This window comes from Sphingomonas azotifigens NBRC 15497 (genome assembly GCF_002091475.1).
Lineage (GTDB): Bacteria > Pseudomonadota > Alphaproteobacteria > Sphingomonadales > Sphingomonadaceae > Sphingomonas > Sphingomonas azotifigens.
The window spans coordinates 70,778-91,318 of sequence record NZ_BCTR01000039.1; the positions used below are offsets into that span (position 1 = coordinate 70,778).

The following is a 20,541-nucleotide window of genomic DNA, read 5'->3' on the forward strand; positions in this document are numbered from 1 at the left end:
AGCCGAAATGAGCCGTGTCACCGAAATCCGCTATGTCGGCTATGGCGTGCAGGATCTGGAGGCCGAGCGCGCCTTCTACACCGAACAATGGGGCCTGGAGCCGGTGCCGAGCGACGACGGCATGGCTTGGTTCAAGACCCAGGGGCATGACGAGCATCATGTCGTCCGCCTGCGCGCCGCCGACGAGAACCGCGTCGACGTGATCGCGCTTGCCGCGGACAGCCGCGCCGATGTCGATGCGCTCCACGCCAAGGTGGGCGAAGCCGGCTGCCGCATCGTCGGTGCTCCCGCCGCGCTGACCAGCCCGGGCGGCGGCTATGGCTTCCGCTTCTTCTCGCCCGACGGCCTGTTGTTCGAAGTGTCGAGCGACGTCGCGCGCAGCCCGAAGCGCGCTCTGGCGCGCTGGGAAGGCGTGCCGCTCAAGATCAGTCACATCGTGCTGCATTCGCCCAACCACCAGGCGGCGGTCCAGTTCTTCACCGAGGTGCTCGGCTTCAAGGTATCCGACTGGCTTGGCGACTTCATGTGCTTCCTGCGCTGCAATTCGGCGCACCACCGCATCGCGCTGCTGCCCGGGCCGGCGTGCCTCAACCATGTCGCCTATGACATGCCGAGCGTCGACGACATGATGCGCGGCGCGCACCGGCTGAAGCAGCACGGCACCGGCATCGGCTGGGGTCCCGGCCGGCATACCGCGGGCAACAACACGTTCAGCTATTTCGTCACGCCGAACGGCTTCGTCGCGGAATACACCTCGGAACTGGAAGAGGTCGATTTCGAGGCGCACCAGCACCAGGTCTACACGCCCGCGCCGCTGGTGATGGACCAGTGGGGCATCGGCACCGGCGGCCCGCAGACGCTGCCGCATCCTGCGCCGAACCCCGGCCTGTTCACGGCCGTGGAGGCCTGAGCCGTGGCGCTGTTCGAAGTCTTCCCCAATTACATCTGGAACCTCTCGGTCGCGATCGCGATGGAGAGCGGCGGGCAGATCGGCGAGATCGTCGACATGTGCCAGCCGATCAAGGATGCGGCGGCGAGCGGTGCCGATGCCGGCACGCCGCAGTTCATGGCGCAATGGGCGGCGATGGGCGACAAGCTAATCGGCCTGGCCGCCGAGGACGAGGCGCGCGGCCGCGCCTTCTCCGCCTCGACCAAGCTGGAGCGCGCGGCGCTCTACCTGTTCACCGCCGAGCGGATGCAGGGCCATGGCCATCCAGGCCGCAAGGAAACCTACGCCAAGGCACGCGGTGCCTTCGACAAGGCGACCGTGCTGGGCAAGATCGATCGCGCGCGCGTGGAAATCCCGTTGGGCGAGGGCACCATGCCGGCGCTCTATACCCGCGCGCCGGGGGAGGGGCCGAAGCCGGTCGTGGTCTATTGCAACGGCCTCGATAGCTGCAAGGAACTGCTCTACTGGTCACGGCTGCCCGAGGCGCTGGCGCGGCGCGGCGTCTCGACGCTGTGCGTCGACCAGCCGGGATCGGGCGAGGCGCTGCGGCTGCAGGAGCTGCCGGTCGATCCGCATTCGGAGAACTGGGCCTCCAAGGCCGTCGATTGGCTGGAGCAGCAGAGCGACGTCGACCCCAAGCGGATCGGCATGACCGGCATCTCGCTCGGCGGCCATTTCGCGCCGCGCGCGGTGGCCTATGAACCGCGCTTCGCCTCGGGTGCGTGCTGGGGCGCCAACCACAATTGGGCCGAGGTGCAGCAGAAGCGGCTGAAGCGCGAAGGCGAGAATCCGGTGCCGCATTACTGGGCGCATGTGATGTGGGCGTTCGGTGCCAAGGACATGGACGATTTCTTCGCCCGCGCCGAGGCGATGAACCTCAACGGCCATATGGGCGGGGTGAAGGTGCCGTTCCTCGTCACCCATGGCGCGCAGGATCGCCAGATCAGCGTCCAATATGCGCACGACTGCTACGACCAGCTGGTCAACAGCCCCAGGCGCGAACTCAAGATATTCACCGCGCGCGAGGGCGGGGTCGAGCATGTCGGCGCGGACAACATGGCGTACGGCCGCGACTATATCGCCGACTGGTTCGCCGAAACCCTTGGCGGCCACACCGCCTGATCCCCCGGAGAACCGCCATGGCCCGCCGCTTCATCGACCTGTCCATCACCCTCGAGAACGAGGTGATCACCGATCCGCCGTTCATGCGGCCCAAGATCACCTATCAGACGCATGGCGAGACGGTGGCCGAGCTCGGCCATTTCTTTCCCGGCGTCACCGCCGAGCAGACGCCCGACGGGGCGGGCTTCGCGGCGGCCGAATGGGTGACGCTGACGACGCATAACGGCACGCATCTCGACGCGCCCTGGCACTTCCACCCCACCATGGACGGGGGCAAGCGCGCGATCACCATCGACGAAGTGCCCCTCGAATGGTGCTTCCAGCGCGGCGTGAAGCTCGATTTCCGGCATTTTTCCGACGGCTATGTCGTCACCGCCGCGGACGTCGAGGCCGAACTGGCGCGGATCGGGCATGACCTGCAGCCGCTCGACATCGTGCTGGTCAACACCGCCGCCGGCGGCGCCGTGGGCAACCCTAACTTCGTCAATATCGGCTGCGGCATGGGCTATGAAGCGACGATGTACCTCACCGAGCGCGGCGTGCGGGTGACCGGCACCGATGCGTGGAGCTGGGACGCACCCTTCGTCTACACCGCGGAGAAGGTGAAGGAGACCGGCGACACCTCGCTGATCTGGGAAGGCCACAAGGCCGGCCGCGACATCGGCTATTGCCACCTGGAGAAGCTGCACAACCTCGAGGCGCTGCCGCCGCACGGGTTCACCGTCAGCTGCTTCCCCCACAAGATCAAGGGCGCCTCGGCCGGCTGGACCCGCGCCGTCGCGATCCTCGAGGACTGACGTCGATCGAACACGGGGTGCCGAGCCCCGGGTGTCCCATTCGGATGCCAATCTTCGGCAACGAGGGCCGTAGCGAGTCGCATCAGAACGATCGTCCGGCCGGTGAATCAACCAGCCACCAATGGTGGGGAGGAGAGATGATGAAAGTACACAAGATCCTACTGGCGACGAGCATGCTGGCCGGCATGACTCCAATCGCCGCGCTGGCCCAAACCGCCGCGCCGCAGGCCGAGACGCCGGCCGCGCACGACGACAGCAGCGTCGGCGAAATCATTGTCACGGCGCAGCGCCGCAGCGAGAACGTGCTCAAGGTGCCGCTCAGCGTTACCGTGGTCGGTGCGGACGAACTGCTCCAGCGGGGCGCCAATGACCTGACCGCCGTCACCAAGCTCGCCCCCAGCCTGCAGGTGGCGCAGGACAACACCTTTGCGGTGCGCGGCGTCGGTACCGGTACCTTCGCGACCACGGTCGAGGCGAGCGTGTCGCAGGTGCTCGACGATGTGGTGATCGGCAACAAGGAGTTCGCTGCCAACGCCTTTTACGACGTCTCACGCGTCGAGGTGCTGAACGGGCCGCAGGGGCTGCTGTTCGGCAAGAACGCCTCGGCGGGCCTCGTCAACATCACCACCAACCGGCCGGTGCTGGGGCAGACCAGCGTCTCCGGCGACGTCGAAGCGGTGCAGCGCGACCGCCCGGTGAAGAACGGGCAGGGCATTCAGGTCCGCTCGACCGTCAACCTGCCGATCGGCACCAACAGCGCGCTGCGCCTCAACGCCATCTACAGTGGCCAGGATTCGGTCACTTATCCGACGGTCAACAGCGCCGTGCGTAACGATTTCGGCCTGCGCAACTTGGGCTTGCGGGGTAAATATCTGTACGAGCCCACCGATGCGCTCTCCATCTATGTGATCGGCGAGTATAATCGTCAGCGCGGCATCTCGGGCCGGTATGACATCACCTTCCGGCAGATCGGCGCGGGCAGTGCCTATACCGGGCTGGGCTATCCGTCCGGCGCCGACAACCTTCGCTACAACAGCGATGCGCCTAATTATCGCGATGCGGATACCGGCGGGCTGCAGGCCAACATCAATTATTCGCTGTCGAACGGGATGGAGATCTCCAGCATCACCGCCTGGAAGAATGCTGTCACCTCCTACCAGTTCGATTCAGACAACACGCCGGTAAACTTCTTCAATACGAACTATAGCCGGCAGGTCTACAACCAGCTGTCGCAGGAGCTGCGGCTGGCGCTGCCCGAAGGCAACAAGGTCTCCGGGCAATTTGGTCTATATTATTATCGATCGGTAGGTTCGGTGGTCGGCGCCCGCGGCGGCAATAACGGTTTCCCCGGCTTCCTTCTGCCCACCTTCCCCTTCTGCGTCGGCGCCACCCAGCTCGGCGCGCCCCCCGCTGCCTGCCCGGTGAGCAACGCCAGCTTCCTGGGCCAGGACTACAAGTACAACCTGAAGCAGAACAGCTATGCCGGCTTCGGGCAGCTCAGCTACCATGTCACCGACACGCTGAAGCTCAACGCCGGCGGCCGTGTCACCTACGACAAGGGCACGATCGACCTGCTCGAGAATGTGGGCAAGTATTTCGTAACGCTGGGCGTGCCGAACAATCGGTCCGTCGAGTCGACGGACGCTACGAACTTCAGCTTCAAGTTAGGTGCCGATTGGCAGGTGACACCGTCGACGATGCTCTACGGTTTCTATGGCCAAGGCTATAAGGGGCCGGGCTTCTCCAACACCTCGCCGGCGCCGGGCGCCAAGCTGGCGGTGCGGCCGGAAATCTCGCGCGGCGGCGAGATCGGCATCAAGGGACGCCTCGCCGACGGCAAGATCACCTATTCGGTCTCGGCGTTCCACACGCGGTTCACCGACCTGCAGGTCCAGTCGTGGATCACGTCCCTGCGCACCTTCGTGCTCAGCAACGCGGCGACCGCGACCACGGAGGGCGTCGACTTCTCCTTTCAGGCGCGGCCGACCACACGGCTGACCCTGTCAGGCTCGGCATCCTATGTCGATGCCAAGTTCGACAACTTTCCCGGCGCGCAATGCTATACCGGGCAGACCAGCAACGGCTGCCGCGCGGATCTGCGTTCGGACGCCTCGGGCTATGTCGGCACGTTCAACGCCGCGGGCTATCAGCTCCCGCTCTCGGCGAAGTTTACCGCCACGCTCGGCGCTGACTATAGCCAACCGCTAACCGAGAAGCTCGATGCGCAGTTCGGCATCGGCTATTACCATCGCTCGCCGCAATCCTCGGCACTGGGCACGCCGTTCTTCATCCCGACCTGGGATACGTTCGACCTGCGCCTCGGCCTGAAGAGCAAGCACTGGTCCGCCGGCCTGTTCTGCAAGAACTGCACGAACGAGGTCCGGCCGATCTCGATCGGTTCAGACGGCGGCGACGCCAACCCGGTGCAGGGGCCGCCGGTGCTGACGTTGAACCAGCGCTTCAGCTATGACTCGGTGCGTACGATCGGGCTGCGGCTCGGCTTCGACTTCTGAGCCAAAGGTGGGGGCGGCGGTGCCGCTCCCTCTCCATACCAAGAGGATCGCGATGCGTCTTTCCACGCTACTGACGACACTGCTTGCAACCGTCACGCTCGTGCCGGCGGCCCATGCGCAATCGGAAATTTCTCCCGTCGCCGAAGCCGCTCCCACGCAGCCCAATGCGATAGCGCTTCCAGTGCCGGATCAGCCCGATCGGGAGGTGTGGCATCGCAGCGCCGGTGTGCTGGCGGTCCGCAACGTGACGCACCCGACGCTCAGCGTTTTCCGCGCGAGCGGCAAGACCAATGGTGCGGCGGTGATCGTGGCACCCGGCGGCGCCTTTCTCGGGCTTGAGATGGACAAGGAAGGCTGGAACATCGCCAAGCGCCTCGCCAGCCACGGCATAACAGCCTTCGTGCTCAAGTATCGCACGCTGCCCACGCCTGCCGACCAGAAGGTGTTTCTGGCTGAACTGACCAAGATGATCCAAGGACAGCCGGCGGCCTTCGCGCCGCCCGGGGACACGCCGCCCGACGCGCTTGCGGACGGCATGGCGGCACTGCGCTACGTACGCCAGCACGCCGGCACCTATAGTATTGATCCGCACCGCGTTGGTTTTATGGGCTTCTCGGCCGGTGGCTTCCTCGCCCGCACCCTGGTGGAGAAGGGCGGCGCCGAACGCCCCGATTTCGTCGCGCCGATCTACCCGAATATGGGGCCGATGCAGGTACCCGCCGACGCGCCACCGATGTTCGTCGCCGTCGCCGCGGACGACTTCCTGCTCAATCGCGAAAAGGGGTTGCCATTGGTGGATGCCTATCGCGCGGCCAAGCGCCCGGTGGAATTCCATCTGTTCGGCGACGGCGGACACGGCTTCGGTGCGGGCAAGCCCGGCACCACGACGGCGCACTGGCTGGACCAGTTCCTCCTGTGGCTGGACGTCATGGGCCTGACGAAGCCAGCGAAGTGATACGGGGAGAAGGTGTAATGTCGCGCTTGAACCGCCGGGAATTGCTGGCTGCCTCCGCCGCAAGCATCGCTGCGGCACAGCCGCTCGCAGCGGCGGCCGCGGAAGCATCGGGCAGGCGCTTCCCCAAAGGGTTCCTCTGGGGCGCGGCGACAGCCGGTCATCAGGTGGAGGGCAATAATGTCAACGCCGACCAGTGGCTGCTCGAAACCACCGCGCCGCGCCTGCCCGCAACGCCTTCGGGCGACGCGTGCAACAGCTTCGAACTGTGGCGGGAGGACCTGGACCTGGTGCGGCGGCTGGGCCTGAACACCTATCGCTTCTCGATCGAATGGCCGCGCATCGAGCCCGTTCCCGGTGAATTCTCGCTCGCGATGCTCGATCATTACAAGGCGATGATCGAAGGCTGCCATGCGCGTGGTCTCGTGCCGGTGGTGACGCTTTGCCACTTCACCACGCCGCGCTGGTTCGCCGCGCGCGGGGGCTGGACCGACGACGGTGCGCCCGCGCTGTTCGCCCGCTATTGCGAGCGGGCGATCCGCCATCTCGGCGACGGCATCCGCTATTGCACCACGTTCAATGAGCCGAATGGCGGCCCGCTGCTCCAGACGGTGCTACCGCCGCCCTTCTTCGGCGCGCTGCGCGCCAGCCTTGCCGCCTGTGCCAACGCGAGCGGGTCCGCCAAATTCGCGGTGGGCAACACGGTGTTGCCCGAGGACGTGGAGGCGACCACGCGAAACATGCTGGCCGCGCACCGGTTGGCACGGCAGGCGATCAAGGCGCTTCGCCCGAGCCTGCCGGTGGGGGTGACACTCGCGCTTGTCGACGACCAGGCGGCGGGGCCGGACAGCATGCGCGACGCGCACCGCGAGCGCGTCTATGGCGCCTGGCTGCGCAGTGCGCGCGAGGACGATTATGTCGGCGTCCAGAACTACGAACGCTCCGTGTGGGACGCCAAGGGCAGGCTGCCGACGCCGAAGGGTGTGCCAACGAACGTGGCCGGCAGCGAGATCTATCCCGCCTCGCTCGCCAACGCCGTGCGCTATGTCCATACCGAGACCAAGGTGCCCATCCTGGTGAGCGAACATGGCGTGTCGACCACCGACGATCGCCAGCGCGCCAGCCTGATTCCCGCCGCGCTCGGGCATCTGCGGGCGGCCATCGCGGAGGGCGTGCCGGTGCTCGGCTATATCCACTGGTCGCTGCTCGACAATTATGAATGGGGCGGGGACGAGCGGGCTCGTTTCGGGCTGGTGGCGGTCGATCGCACCAGCTTCCGGCGGACGCCAAAACCGAGCGCGTTCGTGTTGGGTAAGATTGCCCAGCGAAATGCGGTTTGAGCGGCCGACACTCCAGCACGTATCTTGTCCGGAGCCACGCATGAACAGCTGCCGCGATCTTCTATCGGGCCGGCCCCAGGGGCCGGTGCAAGACGAAATTGTCAGAGGGGTCGACAACTCGCCCGCTTCCGCATGTTTATCGCATCTCTTTCGCTAACAAGTGCTTTCGCCGAAAGGCGAGACTGCGCGCTTCAGCCGAAACGTCGGAATCGTCCCAGACTCAGTTTTCTTTCTCAGGTGTTTGGATATTATCGATGACCTGGTCGTCGGGAGTGATCTGTTCGGTTCCCAACGTCCGCGCCGCCATCCATTGCGGCACGTGCCAGCTCTGCGGAAGGGATCGGGCGACAAATCCCGGCAGGATCGACCAAAGCAGAATCCCGGAGAGGAATGCGCCGAGCATCATCCATAGCTCGCGCCTGCGTTGGTGATCCGTCGATCGCGCCCGAACGACGATCCCATCGATCCTTCCGATTATTTTATGCAGGTCGGCACGCGCTTCATCCATCTGCCGCTTGTCATCCGCCCTCGCATCTGCCGCCGCCTTCGCCAGCTGCTGGACCATCAAGGATGGGGTCAGTTTCACGGCCGGCGCCTGTTCGATGCTGGTGATCCCCTCGGTGATCGCGGCAAGCTGCCGGCTGATGGCGGCGAGCGTCGGACTATAATCGGGCATTTTCTCGCGCGCGGCGGTCAGGCCCTGAATGGCCGTATGGAGGAGGGATATCTCCTGCCGCAGGCTTTCGAAGGCCTGGGTGGGATCGTCGGCGATGCCATATTGGCGGGGAATGTCGGTCATGGGCGCGAGCCTACATCCCAATATTGAGGCCGCGCGAGCGGCCGAGCCATTCCTGGAGGTCGTGAGACATCGACGTGCCTCCCTGAGACTTCAAACCTAGCTCCAGCGCGCGATTGCGCAGCAGCGACTCGAGCTGGGGATCGCGGAGGAGCGCTTTAGCCATCGTGGTCATGGCATCCCTGGTGGACCGCGCGGCATCGTAATCGCCGCTCCGCTCCAGGGTTTTCAGCTGCCGCGCCTTGTTCTGCCAATCGGCGACGAAGCGGTCGGCGCGGTTGGCGGCATCGATGCGGATTTCGCCCTCGGCGACCATCGCCTGGATGGCGCGGCTGGTGCGACCATTCGCGGCTTCACTGATAAGGGTGGGGTCCTTGTTCATCGAGACGCGCATGTCTTCGCCGCCGACGGGGCGAAGTGCATCGATCTCCTTACGGGCGTTACCAAAGGCCTCGCGCTGGTGGGGCAGGGGCTCGAAGCCCTGCTGCTTCATACCAACAATGTCCTGCGCCGCGCGGCCAAATCGCTGCACCGCCTGTTCGAGCGGGCTGGGCTGGGTCGGCATGTGGATCGGCGCGCTGCTGAGCTTCAGCCCGTCGAACATGCCGCGACGGGGCGGCGTCGGCGCTGGCGATAGCGTCGGCTGCACGTCGAGCGCGCGGGTGTAATCCGAGGCCATGTCCTTGCCGCGCTCGCGTGCCAGCGTGCGGGCCAGCCGCCCGGCGTCGGCGAAATCATCCTGGCCATAATGCAGATCGACGCGTTTCCGATGGCGCGACAGCGCGATATAGGCAGCATGCCGGTCCAGCCCCGGCGTTGCCAGCACATGGACGCGGTCGACGGTCATCCCCTGCGCCTTGTGGATGGTGGCGGCATAGCCGTGATCGACATGGGCGTAGTTCTTGAGGTCGAACGCGACGCTTCGCCCGTCATCGATGCGCACGCGCATCGCGATACCGCTGACGTGCTCGATCGTGCCGAGGGTGCCGTTCTTCACCTCCAGGCTGCGCTCATTCTTGAGGAACATGACGCGGTCGCCTGCCGCAAACGAGCGGCTTCCCCTTTCGACGACGAGGGCAACGTCGTCGCCCAGCATCTGCGCCGCCCGCATCCGGTCGCGCGCCGCCGTGTTCAGTTCGCGCACTTCGTCATTGGTGTGGGAGAGGATGATGCGGCTCGCCTGCGGGGCGGCCTGCCGATCCTTGTCCCAGCGGTCGATCAGCGCCTCGCGCGCGGCTTCGCGCGTCTCGGCGGCATGGACATGGCCAGCCTCCGTATAGGCGGCCAGTGCTTCGCCGGTGCGGCTGGTGGCGAGCTGCCGCGTCGCGTCGCGCTGCCAGTCTTCGGACTGACGGCGGATGGTGGTGATTTCCACAGCGCCATGTCGCTCGGCGATCGAGCGGAAGGCCGCGCCCGCTTCGATCGCCTGGAGCTGCTGCGGGTCACCTACGAGCACGACCTTGGCACCGCGCTTCTCCGCCTCGCGGATGACGCGCTCCATCTGCCGTGTGCCGATCATCCCGGCCTCGTCGATGACGAGGATGGATTTGTCGGTCAGCAGCTCGCGATCCTGGCCCCATTGATGCTCCAGACTGGCGATCGTGCGCGACGCGATGCCTGAGCCACTTTCCAGATTCTCCGCGGCGATGCCGGACAGCGCCGCGCCGTGGACGGTATAGCCCTCCGCTTCCCACGCCTCACGCGCGACGCCGAGCATCGCACTCTTGCCCGTGCCGGCATAGCCGATGACGCTGCTGATGTCGCGCGCGGCGGTCACGTGCTCCAGCGCGCCACGCTGTTCGGGCGAAAGCCGAAGGCTGCGCTGTTCGGCGAGGCCGACAGCCCGTTCCAGATGCCGCTCGGCAACCGCGTGATGGCGGCGCGCGTCGAGCGTCGCAGTGGAATGTTCGAGCCGCTGTTCGGTCTTCAGCATCGCGCGCGACGTGAAGCGATCGTCGCCGCGCTCATCCTTCCCCAGCTTCACCAGTTCGGGCGAGGCGCGCACTGCCGCCATTACCTGGTCGAACTGGTCCTTTCCCTCGCTGTGTCGGTGCACGAACATCGCCAGATCGCGGGTGGTGAAGGTTGCCTGGCTGTGGGTGATCGCGTCGAGCGCGAGGCTGGGGTTGGCGAGGATCTTCTCGCCATTGGCGCGCGCGATGGCGTGGTGTTCTTCGAGCCGTTCGCTGTCACGCCCCTGCGTCACCATGCGCGACGCCGCGGGGCCCACCTTGTGCTGCGGCTCCAGATCGATGCCCTGCGCTTCCAGGCTGCGGTGATCGACACGCGCGTCGATATCGAGTTCGGCGAGGCGCTGGTTGACGTGGTCTGCCCAGGCCTCACGCCAGTGGGTCAGTAGCTCGGTGCGGTTCCAGTCGCGCATCTTCGCGCCGAACCCGTCTTCGTCGACCGAACGAAGCCCGAGCATCACATGCGCATGGGGCTTTGCCAGCCCATCGGTGCCCATATCCCAATGGACATTGAGATCGGCAACCATGCCGCGATCGACGAATTCGCGCTGGACGAATGACCGCGCCAGTTCGATGCCGTCGGCCTGCTGCATCTCGCGCGGGATCGCGAATTCGATTTCGCGGGCAAGCTGCGCGTCCTTGCGCAGCTCGGCGGCCTCCACGTCATTCCACAGCCGCTCGCGGTCGCGCCATGTCTCGGGCGCGTTTTCAGGCAGCAGCACTTCGCTGTGCACGACGCCGGCCTTGTTGGAAAAGTCATGGTCCCGGCCGAGCCGCTGATCGTGCAGTCGCGACGCCGAGCGATAGGCGGCAGCCGCCACCGCGGTTGACCCAGCCGCGCGGGAAATGACTTTGGCCGAGAAGTGGTAGATCGCCATGGCGACGCACCAGATACGCCTAAAAGCACACGTCGGCACGACGTATAAGCGCGCCCTCGAACGATTTCATCGCTCTCGGGACCGCGAAATCTCACCAAGTTTCAGGCTATTGGCGCGGATTGTCGGCAAGGATATCTGGTCTGTCCGACCGATACAAGGTGAGGACCGGACGATGCGAAATCCCCGAGACTTTGATGCGGACCTGAAAGCGCTCGCCGACAAAGCGCGCCAACTGAAAATGCGCAAACAGAACCAGCTAGGCGAACTGGTGATGGCGACCGGCGCAGATGCGCTCAGTGTAGAGGAACTGGTCGGCGCATTGCTCGATGCAGCAGGCACCGATGCAGCGACGCGGGAGGCGTGGCCGCAAACGGGGCACCGCCTTCTTTCAGCGCGAACGGCACGGCGCTGGCCGCCGTACTGGTCGCGAGCCGGGCAGCACTGCGGCGGGTGAGCGAGGCGCGGAACCGGCTCCAGGCGAAGCAGGCGCGGCATGATCGCCGTGACTGGCAGGTGAAACGGCGCGAACGCACGCGGCAGCTGATCGAGCTGGGCGGGCTCGTCGCGAAGTCTGGCCTGGTCGAGCTGACACAGGATGATCGCGCTGTGATCTTGGGCCTGTTGACGGAGGCGGCAGCCCGGTTGCGCGATGGGGATCGCGAGCAGATGCTGACGCTCTGGCGACGGCGCGGTCGACGAGCGTTTGCGCAGGCCGAAGCGCAGGATCGCGAATAGACGACGGCGCTGTTCAGCTGGCGCGTGCGCCCAGAAAATCGAGGACGAAATCGGCGCGAGCCGAGACGGGTATTTTCGGCAGAGGCATGACCTCATAGCCGAGGCGCGGATAGGCGTCGCGCAGGCGGTCATATTCCTCGATCGCCGCGCCGATGTCGTGGCGACGATCGGCGTCATTATCGAATATCTCCGGCCAGGGCGGGGTCAGAAATACGCGGTGGTGATAGCGGTGCGCGTGACACAGCGCCTCCGCATGTCGTTCGCCGCTTGCATGGTCCAGCGCCACGGCGGCATCGACCAGACTACGGTCGAAGAACACCCAGCCGGAATGTCGCGCGGCGTCCTCGCGATCCTGAAGGGTCACCTCGATGGCGTGCTGGGCGAATGCGGCGAGGTCAACCCACGGAAGCGCCGCGCCGCCGCGCGCGATTTCGTCGGCGATGATGCGGCGTCCGGGCTCTTCCACGACAGCGTATCCGCGCTTTGCCAATTCATCGATCAGCGTTGATTTGCCGCCGCCCGAGCATCCGGAAATGACGACGAACCGCGCGGCGGGATCGGTATCCATCGGCTTATCCGGCCTGCCGTGCCGTCGCCTCCAACTGGGTAATGCGCTCCGAACAAATCTCATGCACGACGCGGCCCAGTTCCTCGACGCGCTCGCCGAGCCAGACCAGCTCATCCTCGTTGATCCGGTAGTGCTTTGAATAGCGCGCCTTCACATAGGCTTCCTTCAGCTTCTCGAACATGCCGCGCTGCTTGCGATTGTCGTTGGGCCAGACGTAGGCCAGACGGCGATCAAGCCTCTCCGCCTGCGTGCGCAGGAACGCGAGATTGTGAACGTGCGGCGTGTAGAACGTCACAACGAGCAAGGCCGTATGATACAATCGTTCTGTTGCTTGATGCAGCTGGAACGCCGCGTTGTTAAATCGCTGCTGCGCGAGGTTGAAACGAAAATTGTCGAAAAACTCGCCGCCGCTCGGATACCACTCCTCGAAATATTCCTTGGCCATGGTGAGCGCCGCATGCGGCGACTTCGGCTTGGGCTGGTGCAATTCGCTGTCGTCGCTCTGGTAGAGCGCGATGCCATCGCGGGCGACGTCCATGAAGAAATAGCGGCCATGGGCGAGGCCGTCGTTCACCTCCTGCAGGCTGTGAACGATGAAATTGACCGGGGTCTTGATGCTGCCGGTGATGCCAAATTCGCGCATCAGCCGGTCATCGACATTCGCCCAATATTTGACGCGGTCGGTCAGGCGCTTGTCGTTGACGATGATCAGCAGGTCATAGTCGGACTTGTAGCCCTTGGCGGTATGCGGCTCGTCGATCCAGTTGCCGCGCGCATAGCTGCCATACAGGATAACCTTGAGGATGCGACCCTTCTTCTTCCATTCGTGGCTGGCGAGCGCGAAAGCGTCGTCGAACTCCTCGAAGACGATCTGCACCACGCGCTCCAGTTCGCGCTGCTTGGCAGGCGGAAGATGATCGAGATTGCTGCGCATGGCGGACGCTACCCTGTCGGGCTTGCCGCCCGATGGCAAGCCACCCGGCGGCAAGCGGTTGGTTCGAAGGCCGGCGATCACCAAGGCCAGAAGCGCCGCCACCACGGTTCCGGTGTGTCGATGAACCGCATGAAGAGGGTGAGGGCGGCAGCAAATTCCGCCTCCACCTCCTCGGCGCTGATGCCATGGCGTCGCCCGAGCGTCGGATAGTCGATCTCCTCGAACCGCATCGCCCAGAAGATCGCGCGCTGCCGTTCGGTCATCCGACGCAGGGCACGAAAGCCCCGGCGCCGAAAGACATGGGGTGGAAGCCGCTCGGTCATGACCGCGCCTCCCCAGCGGAAAGGAGGAAGTCCGCCGCCTTGCTCGCCGCACTGGCAGCCCGGAAGATGGCCTTCTCGTCGCCGCGCAGTACGGCGAGCCAGGAGCCAATATAATCGCTGTGGCGAACGGTGGGCACGATGCCCAGCGATGCGCAGGTGAACGCCGCCGCCATTTCCGCGACGAGCTCCTCTTTTGCGTACGACGCCGATCCGAAGGCGCCGGACTGGTCGCGGTCCAACCGGCTGCGATGGCCAGTGAAATGGCCGAGCTCGTGCAGCGCCGTCCGGTACCAGTTCACCGGATCATGAAAGGCGGCCTGTGGCGGCACCTGCACGACATCCTGCAACGGCGAATAATAGGCCTGGCTGCCGCCGATCCGGAAATCCGCGCCGCTGGCTGCAATCACCCGATCCGCCTCGGCAATCGCCAGCACGGGATCGGGCAGAACCGGATTGCTGGTCATCGCCTCGGGCAGTCCGTCGCACTGGTCGACATTGAAGACGGTGAACCGCTTCAGAAACGCAATCGTCCGCGCCTCGCGGTCTTCGCCCTGCGCCTTCTCGGCTTCGTCCTTGGGGGTGAAGCGATCCGCATAGCAGACCACCGTACCCTTTTCGCCGCGCCGAACGTGCCCGCCTGCCGCCTCGGCCTGCCGATAGGTCAGCCAGCGCTGGGCGCCGTACCCGCCTTCGATAGCCGCCGCCCACAGGATCAGCACATTAATCCCCGAATAGGCTCGGGCCGATACGGCGTTCCTCGGCATCGTACAGGGGCACCGCGCCGCATTCCAGGGTTGCACCCACGGCAACCGGCCTTGCTCCAGCTCCGCGATGATTCGGGCGGTCACCTCGCCATAGAGGCTCTGACGCTCGTTGCTCTGCATCTCCTCTGCTCCTTCCTAAAACCGCCATCGACCGGCGCCGGGGTGGCGGGGGGCGGCAGGAGCGGACCAACAGCCCAGCCGGACACAGGCGGGGCGCACCCGAAGGGCAGGAACGAACGTGGATGACCCGGCAGCAAGGCTGCCGGGTTGCGCCGCGCCGAGGCGGGGCTACAGGGCCGTGACGCCCCCCGCCACCATGACGCTGAAGGCACCACGCCGCCGCGCCACCGGCGCGGCGACCGCCAGAGGCATGGTCCCAATGCCGACCGGGCCGCGACGCGGACCGGCCTTACGTCATGCGATCGTCACGGCGGAGCCGACGAGACGCCCCAAGGCGACTCGGCTGGAGCGGCCACGCGAAAGTAGAGCGCGGTCAGGCTGGAACAGCCTGAGACGCCATGCCCCTCACGCGCAGTGATTGGTTGGCGCGGCTTTTTGGACCGTCTCGAACGGTTGGGAGCATCGCTACCCCTCAGGCGCACAAAAAGGGACGATCGCCTTTCCGAGCACGAGCCAAATGGCACGCCCCGACGTGCGGACATGCTGTGAACGCTATTGCATATCACTCGCATAAATGACATCGGCGCTCCCATAAAAGGGGAATCGCTCATGGTTGCTGTGTCGCAGGCCCGCTCGGCGCGGGTGCTTTTGCTGTCGATGTCGCTCGTCTCTGCCGGATCGGTGTTCGCGACATCGGCCAAGGCGCAGGATGTGGTCGAGGCCGCGAGCGACGAGATCGTCGTCACCGCCGATCGTCGCAACAGCTTCGGCGCGGATTATGTGCAAGCTGGAACGTTCCGCGACGCCCGGCTGATCGATACGCCGCTGACCGTCGCGATCATGACGCGGTCGCTGCTCGACGCGCAACAGGCGCGCTCGATCAACGATGCCGTCCGCAATACCGCCGGGGTTAGCCAGGCGCAGATCAACACCAGCATCTACAGCAATCTCGCGGTGCGCGGGATCACGCTCAACAACTTTACCAATGTGCGCTGGAACGGTGTGCTGCCGGTCGTCAACCTCATCGAGCAGCCGATCGAGAGCAAGAACCGCATTGAGGTGCTGAAGGGAGCAGCCGGGCTCTATTACGGCTTCGCCACGCCTTCGGGCATCGTCAATCTGGTCACCGAGCGACCGGAGCTGACGCCGCTGACCCGTGTGGAGCTGCAAGGCGACATCAACGGCTCGGTCGGTGTTCATGCCGATGTCAGCCGCCACTTCGGGACGGCGGGCGTGCGCATCAATGCGGGCACCAGCATCCTGGAGACGGGCGTCCGCCGGACGGACGGGACGCGAAGCTTCGTCACCGGGGCGTTCGACTGGAAACCGGCGGATAGTGTCCAGATTCTGCTCGACGCCGAATATATCTACAAAACGATCACCGAGCCGACGGAATTCAGCCTGACCGCCGTCAACGGCACGATCACGCTGCCGCCGCTTCTGTCGCCGCGCCAAAACCTCGGTGCGGACTGGATGCAGGCGAGGGGGCGGGAGACCAACCTACTCGCCCGCGTGAACTACGACTTTGCGCCCGGCTGGCGCCTCGCCGGTGCGGTAGGGCGGTCATATCTCACGCGCGATCGGGCCTATTCCTCGTTCGGCCGCTATGATCCGGTGACTGGCAACGGCACGGTCACGGTCGCGCAGACGACGGGTAATGATTACACCAACATCGTCTATCGCGGCGATCTGTCCGGCACCATCGCCACCGGGCCGATCGAGCATAGTGTGCTGGTCGGTATGGCCTTTCAGACCCGCGACGGCAATGTGCCGACCGCTGTCCGCCAGAACGTCGTCCAGAACCTCTACAACCCGGTCGTGATCCCCTATCAGGCTTCGCCACCCCGGATCATTCCCAATCCCACGCGCACCGAGGATCTGGGCTTCTATGTCTTCGACCGCGCATCGCTGGGCGACTGGCTGCAGGCAACCATCGGCTGGCGCAAGACCCGCTACACGGATGTTAGCCGCACGAGCTCCTATGAGGTGAAGCCCGACACCCTGTCCTATGGCGTGATGGTCAAGCCGGTCCGCTGGGTCAGCGTCTATGCCAATTACATCGAAGGGCTGGAGCCGGGGCCGATCGCGCAGCAGATCGCCAACAATGCCGGCGAGATCCTGCCCGCTGCCGTCAGCCGTCAGAAGGAGGCGGGGGTGAAGATCGAGCCGTTTGCCGGGCTGCTACTCACCGGCACCTACTTCCACATCACGCGGCCCTCAGCATATCTGAACAGCGCCAACGTCTTCGTGCAGGACGGCGAGGCGGTTTATGAGGGCGCGGAGTTCAGCGCGAGCGGCGAACTGGGCAAGGACTTGTCGATCACGGCGAGCGCGATGACGCTCTCCGCTCGCCAGCAGACGGGCGCGGCCAGTGTCGTCGGCAAGCGGATCGAGAATGCCGCACGCTTCTCCGGTTCGGTTTTTGCCGAATACCGCCTGCGCGCGGTACCGGGGCTGAGCCTGTCGGCGGGCATGTTCTGGGTCGGGCGGCGCGCGGTGAATGCGCTGAACCAAGGCTATGCGCCGGGTTATGAGACCTATGGTCTGGGGCTTGCCTATCGCTTCGACCTGCTGGGCAAGCGCGCTACGCTCCGCGCCTATGGCGATAACCTCACGGACCGGCGCTACTGGGCGTCGACCGGATCGAGCCTGCTCGCGCAGGGGCTGCCGCGAACGGTGCGGATGAGTTTGTCGCTGGACCTGTGATGGCGACGCGCCGCCTGGGTTGCCGACGGTTCGCTGGCAACCTTTGGCAGTGGAAGCCCCCAAGATGCCGGAGGTCGGTCCCGTTCGATATTGCGGCCGTCGGCATGGTGCACGGGAAGCGCGTGCCACCGCATGGGCGCACCCGTGGCGAGGCGCGGCGGCCAGAAGCATCGGCACCTGCCGACCGGGTCGCAAAGCGGGCGCGCCAGCGGCATGCGATCGTCACGGCGGAGCCGCCGAGACGCCCCAAGGCGACTTGGCTGGAGCGGCACGCGGAAGTCGAGTGCGGTCAGGCTGGAACAGCCTGAGACGCCATGTCGTCCGCCCACACAAATTATTTTCGCGCATATTTGGAACGGTAGCGGACAAACGGGAACGTCTACGGACAAGCTGGCGTAAAATCGCCAAATCTCATGCTGTTGACGACTGTGATTGCCGCCCCAACTCTGTCTCCTACAAGCACAAAAGGACCGCACAAAACACAGGAGACTGACCCATGAACCAGCCGCAACCCGACCGCTTCCTTCGCCTCAAGGAGGTACTCCGCCGCACCAGCCTTTCGCGTGCGACGCTCTATCGTAAGATCCAGAAAGGGACCTTCCCCAAGCAGGTGCGCATCGCTACCCGCTGCGCCGGCTGGCGGGAATCCGCTATCAACGAGTGGATGCACAATCCTATTTTCTATCATGTGGACGATGTACGCTGATCGCGACTGCTTGCGACCAGACCCGTTCGCTCACCAGCGGGGCCATAAACGGCAGCTCCTTCTGAAACCTACCACTTGCGGGGGCAAAGCCGCCCAGCAGAAACGCCTCCTGAACTCGGTCGATTCTGCAGCCCGCACGCTTCCCTACCCGGCAACTCGCGACAGACGGCGCCGTCGCGCTTTGGGGAACATTGGTGTGACAGGGGCACGATGAAACGCAACTCGTCCACATGCTCTCACCCTCGACCAGAGCTACCGGCCGAATTCCTTGCTAACGCATGCAGGAACTTGAATTAATTCAAAAAGCAATTCAAGGCCGCGGCCAGTTGACGCGGACGAATAGCAGGCCAGACGGTGAACGAAGGTGTTGCAGTTTTGACGACGCTTGCGCTGCTGGCGATGGTGCTTTCGATTGCTATTGCCTTGTCGGCGCGTTCGATGGAGCCGGCGCCCCTCGCGACATCCTGGAGCCTGGCTTTCGCACTCTCAAGTGCGGCCTGGACTCTTAACATTTTGCACGGGCTCACGGGCTTTGGCGGAGCATTCAGTATCGCCGCAGTAAGTGCTTTGGCGATGATCGTTCCGGTGCTGCTTTGGAAGGGGCTGACCGAACGTGCCGGCCAGCCGCCCCCAACGCGAGGCTGGATGGTCGCCGTGGTGTTGGTCGACAGCATCATCCTTTGCGCGGCGCTAAAGCATGCTGACGGACTGTGGGCGGCACTCTCTCAACTCTTTCGAGCGGTTGTGCTCGTCATGGCGCTGCGACACGTTGCGATGCCGAACCGTCAAGCTCGTGTCGACGAGCAGATGATGAGACTTTTGCTAGCCTTGCTGGCGGCGATAAGTCTGATTGTTGGGGTTATGGCGCTTGCCCGTCAGTTCCAAACGGCTACGGCACTGGGCGATCTGGATCGCTGGCTGCTGCTGCTGGCATTGCCGCCGGTTTTCACCGGGATCGGTATCGCGGCGTTGACGCTGATAGCGAATGATCTGGCCGCAAACCTCCGCCGGCTGGCAACTACCGACCCGCTCACCGGCATTCTCAACCGCCGCGGCTTCGATCAGATGTCCGAACAGTTGATTCCTACGGTCGGACGTCGAGAGATCGTAGCCATGTTCATCCTGACGGATATCGATCGATTTAAAAGAATCAATGATCAATATGGCCACGAGGCGGGAGACCAAGTGTTGATCGCATTCGCACGTGCAATCGAGAGCCAACTACGGCCACTCGACCTGTTCGGGAGAACGGGCGGCGAGGAATTCGCCATTCTCCTCATCGGGGCCACGATCGAATTTTCAATGCTTGTTGTTGAGCAGCTTAGATCTGCTCTGAAACAGGTTACGGTTGATGCGGTACCAAATCTTCGGTTGACAGCTAGCTTTGGTATGGCCCCGATAGGATCTGTGGACGACTTGGGGAGAGCGCAACGCTACGCAGATCGTGCTCTCTACGAAGCAAAAGAAAGCGGGCGCGACCGTGCCGTACTTGCTGAGGCCGAGGCGTCGATGGCCTACGATGCTTCAAGCTGCTAGCCAAGCCGGCGCCTCTGCGAGTAGCAGGAAGGGACCAGACCCGGTCGTTCAGCGCCGCGCCAGCGAACGTCCGGTCGTGACTGAAGCTGCCGATCGGGCTGATCCAATCGATTCCATTTGCCACCGTTCAAAGGCCCTGAGCTTGCTCTTGAAAGCTGATCTCGAGCGTATCGCACGCTATTCTATGACCCGGCCGATGCGAACGAGAAGGCCGCTCGGATCGCTGACGGCGAACTCATACGTACCCCATGGCTTCGCGTGCGGGGCACCTTCTTCAATAATTAGCTCCCGCACGGCATCCGCCATTGCATCCACGTCATCGACATACAGGTACAGCCCAAAAGGGTTGTCCTCGATATTCTTAGGCCAACCAATTGCATGAGTCAGATGGAGATGCCAGCCTCGGCCATCTTCAAGAATGCGGTAATGACCATAGTCGCTGACGACTGAGAACATCAGACGTCGGTAAAACGCCTCGCTCGCATCAAGATTGCTGCTAGGTATGATTGCAACCGCACGATGATCCATGCCTTTACGCTCCGTGATTGATCTTCAGTTTGATGTGAGGGCCGGGACAGCCGTTGGCGAGTGTTAAATTGCCGCTGGAGAGCCGATGCGGACTTTCGCCCTCGATAGTCCGGCGCGCCGATGTTTATACGTCGATGCGCGAATGGTACATCGGGGCATGTCGGAACATCACTCCTAGAGCACCCGTCGGCTATCCAGCACCGAGACAGCGATCACGGATGCATTCCACGCCTTGGCGCTCGGAAAGCGGTACGGTGCGATTCGCGTGGTCGACATCATCAGCCATGCCGGCATGGGAAAATCC

The 20,541-nt window shown here is 64.3% G+C and carries 18 protein-coding genes; 11 read left to right on the top strand and 7 right to left on the bottom strand.

Annotated elements, in window-relative coordinates; translation table 11 throughout:
- The first annotated feature begins 7 nt into the window (after positions 1-7).
- The 6 genes from SAZ01S_RS14385 (at position 8) to SAZ01S_RS14410 (ending at position 7,673) form a co-directional block, all read left to right on the top strand.
- Positions 8-910, top strand: coding sequence for a VOC family protein (locus SAZ01S_RS14385; RefSeq protein WP_084582962.1), 903 nt, complete (start codon positions 8-10; stop codon positions 908-910).
- Positions 911-913: 3 nt separating this feature from the next.
- Positions 914-2,071, top strand: a complete 1,158-nt coding sequence (locus tag SAZ01S_RS14390) for an alpha/beta hydrolase family protein (protein ID WP_084582963.1) — start codon at positions 914-916, stop codon at positions 2,069-2,071.
- 17 nt (positions 2,072-2,088) lie between these two features.
- Positions 2,089-2,868, top strand: a complete 780-nt coding sequence (locus SAZ01S_RS14395) for a cyclase family protein (RefSeq protein WP_084582964.1) — start codon at positions 2,089-2,091, stop codon at positions 2,866-2,868.
- Positions 2,869-3,005: 137 nt separating this feature from the next.
- On the top strand, positions 3,006-5,381 hold the full coding sequence (locus tag SAZ01S_RS14400) for a TonB-dependent receptor (RefSeq protein WP_245824889.1): 2,376 nt from the start codon (positions 3,006-3,008) through the stop codon (positions 5,379-5,381).
- Positions 5,382-5,433: 52 nt separating this feature from the next.
- Positions 5,434-6,336 carry an alpha/beta hydrolase gene (locus tag SAZ01S_RS14405; RefSeq protein WP_084582965.1) on the top strand — a complete coding sequence of 301 codons (903 nt, stop codon included), beginning with the start codon at positions 5,434-5,436 and terminating at the stop codon, positions 6,334-6,336.
- 17 nt (positions 6,337-6,353) lie between these two features.
- Positions 6,354-7,673: a glycoside hydrolase family 1 protein gene (locus tag SAZ01S_RS14410; RefSeq protein WP_084582966.1), complete on the top strand. Its 1,320-nt coding sequence runs from the start codon at positions 6,354-6,356 to the stop codon at positions 7,671-7,673.
- Between the two features lie 220 nt (positions 7,674-7,893).
- On the opposite strand, the gene SAZ01S_RS14415 is transcribed toward SAZ01S_RS14410, so the two are convergent.
- Positions 7,894-8,472, bottom strand: coding sequence for a DUF6118 family protein (locus SAZ01S_RS14415; RefSeq protein ID WP_084582967.1), 579 nt, complete (start codon positions 8,470-8,472; stop codon positions 7,894-7,896).
- Positions 8,473-8,482: 10 nt separating this feature from the next.
- Complete coding sequence (traA, locus tag SAZ01S_RS14420) at positions 8,483-11,317, bottom strand: Ti-type conjugative transfer relaxase TraA (RefSeq protein ID WP_084582968.1); 2,835 nt, start codon at positions 11,315-11,317, stop codon at positions 8,483-8,485.
- Between traA and SAZ01S_RS24720 the strand changes: the two genes are divergently transcribed.
- Together SAZ01S_RS24720 and SAZ01S_RS14430 are read left to right on the top strand one after the other, a co-directional pair.
- On the top strand, positions 11,316-11,771 hold the full coding sequence (locus tag SAZ01S_RS24720; protein WP_439951229.1) for a conjugal transfer protein TraD: 456 nt from the start codon (positions 11,316-11,318) through the stop codon (positions 11,769-11,771). The genes traA and SAZ01S_RS24720 overlap by 2 nt on opposite strands.
- Entirely contained in the window at positions 11,768-12,052 is a 285-nt protein-coding gene (locus tag SAZ01S_RS14430; RefSeq protein ID WP_084582969.1) for a conjugal transfer protein TraD, read from the top strand. The genes SAZ01S_RS24720 and SAZ01S_RS14430 overlap by 4 nt, the downstream gene beginning before the upstream one ends.
- Positions 12,053-12,065: 13 nt before the next feature.
- On the opposite strand, the gene SAZ01S_RS14435 is transcribed toward SAZ01S_RS14430, so the two are convergent.
- From SAZ01S_RS14435 to SAZ01S_RS14450, 4 genes are all read right to left on the bottom strand, one after another.
- Positions 12,066-12,620, bottom strand: coding sequence for an AAA family ATPase (locus SAZ01S_RS14435; protein WP_084582970.1), 555 nt, complete (start codon positions 12,618-12,620; stop codon positions 12,066-12,068).
- Between the two features lie 4 nt (positions 12,621-12,624).
- Positions 12,625-13,554: a HEPN domain-containing protein gene (locus SAZ01S_RS14440; RefSeq protein ID WP_084582971.1), complete on the bottom strand. Its 930-nt coding sequence runs from the start codon at positions 13,552-13,554 to the stop codon at positions 12,625-12,627.
- 77 nt (positions 13,555-13,631) lie between these two features.
- Entirely contained in the window at positions 13,632-13,877 is a 246-nt protein-coding gene (locus tag SAZ01S_RS14445) for a hypothetical protein (protein ID WP_084582972.1), read from the bottom strand.
- Positions 13,874-14,761 (bottom strand): ArdC family protein, encoded by an 888-nt coding sequence (locus tag SAZ01S_RS14450; RefSeq protein ID WP_084582973.1) that lies wholly within the window; start codon positions 14,759-14,761, stop codon positions 13,874-13,876. Before SAZ01S_RS14450 ends, SAZ01S_RS14445 begins: the two co-directional genes overlap by 4 nt.
- Before the next feature lie 609 nt (positions 14,762-15,370).
- Here SAZ01S_RS14450 and SAZ01S_RS14455 point away from each other — a divergent pair.
- From SAZ01S_RS14455 to SAZ01S_RS14465, 3 genes are all read left to right on the top strand, one after another.
- The gene (locus tag SAZ01S_RS14455) at positions 15,371-17,467 is read left to right on the top strand and encodes a TonB-dependent siderophore receptor (RefSeq protein WP_084582974.1); all 2,097 of its coding nucleotides are present in this window, start codon (positions 15,371-15,373) and stop codon (positions 17,465-17,467) included.
- Between the two features lie 496 nt (positions 17,468-17,963).
- Complete coding sequence (locus SAZ01S_RS14460; RefSeq protein ID WP_084582975.1) at positions 17,964-18,173, top strand: helix-turn-helix transcriptional regulator; 210 nt, start codon at positions 17,964-17,966, stop codon at positions 18,171-18,173.
- Between the two features lie 354 nt (positions 18,174-18,527).
- Positions 18,528-19,709 carry a GGDEF domain-containing protein gene (locus SAZ01S_RS14465; RefSeq protein ID WP_139810088.1) on the top strand — a complete coding sequence of 394 codons (1,182 nt, stop codon included), beginning with the start codon at positions 18,528-18,530 and terminating at the stop codon, positions 19,707-19,709.
- Positions 19,710-19,886: 177 nt separating this feature from the next.
- Here SAZ01S_RS14465 and SAZ01S_RS14470 read toward each other — a convergent pair whose 3' ends face one another.
- Positions 19,887-20,237 carry a VOC family protein gene (locus SAZ01S_RS14470; protein ID WP_084582977.1) on the bottom strand — a complete coding sequence of 117 codons (351 nt, stop codon included), beginning with the start codon at positions 20,235-20,237 and terminating at the stop codon, positions 19,887-19,889.
- Positions 20,238-20,541: the final 304 nt, after the last annotated feature.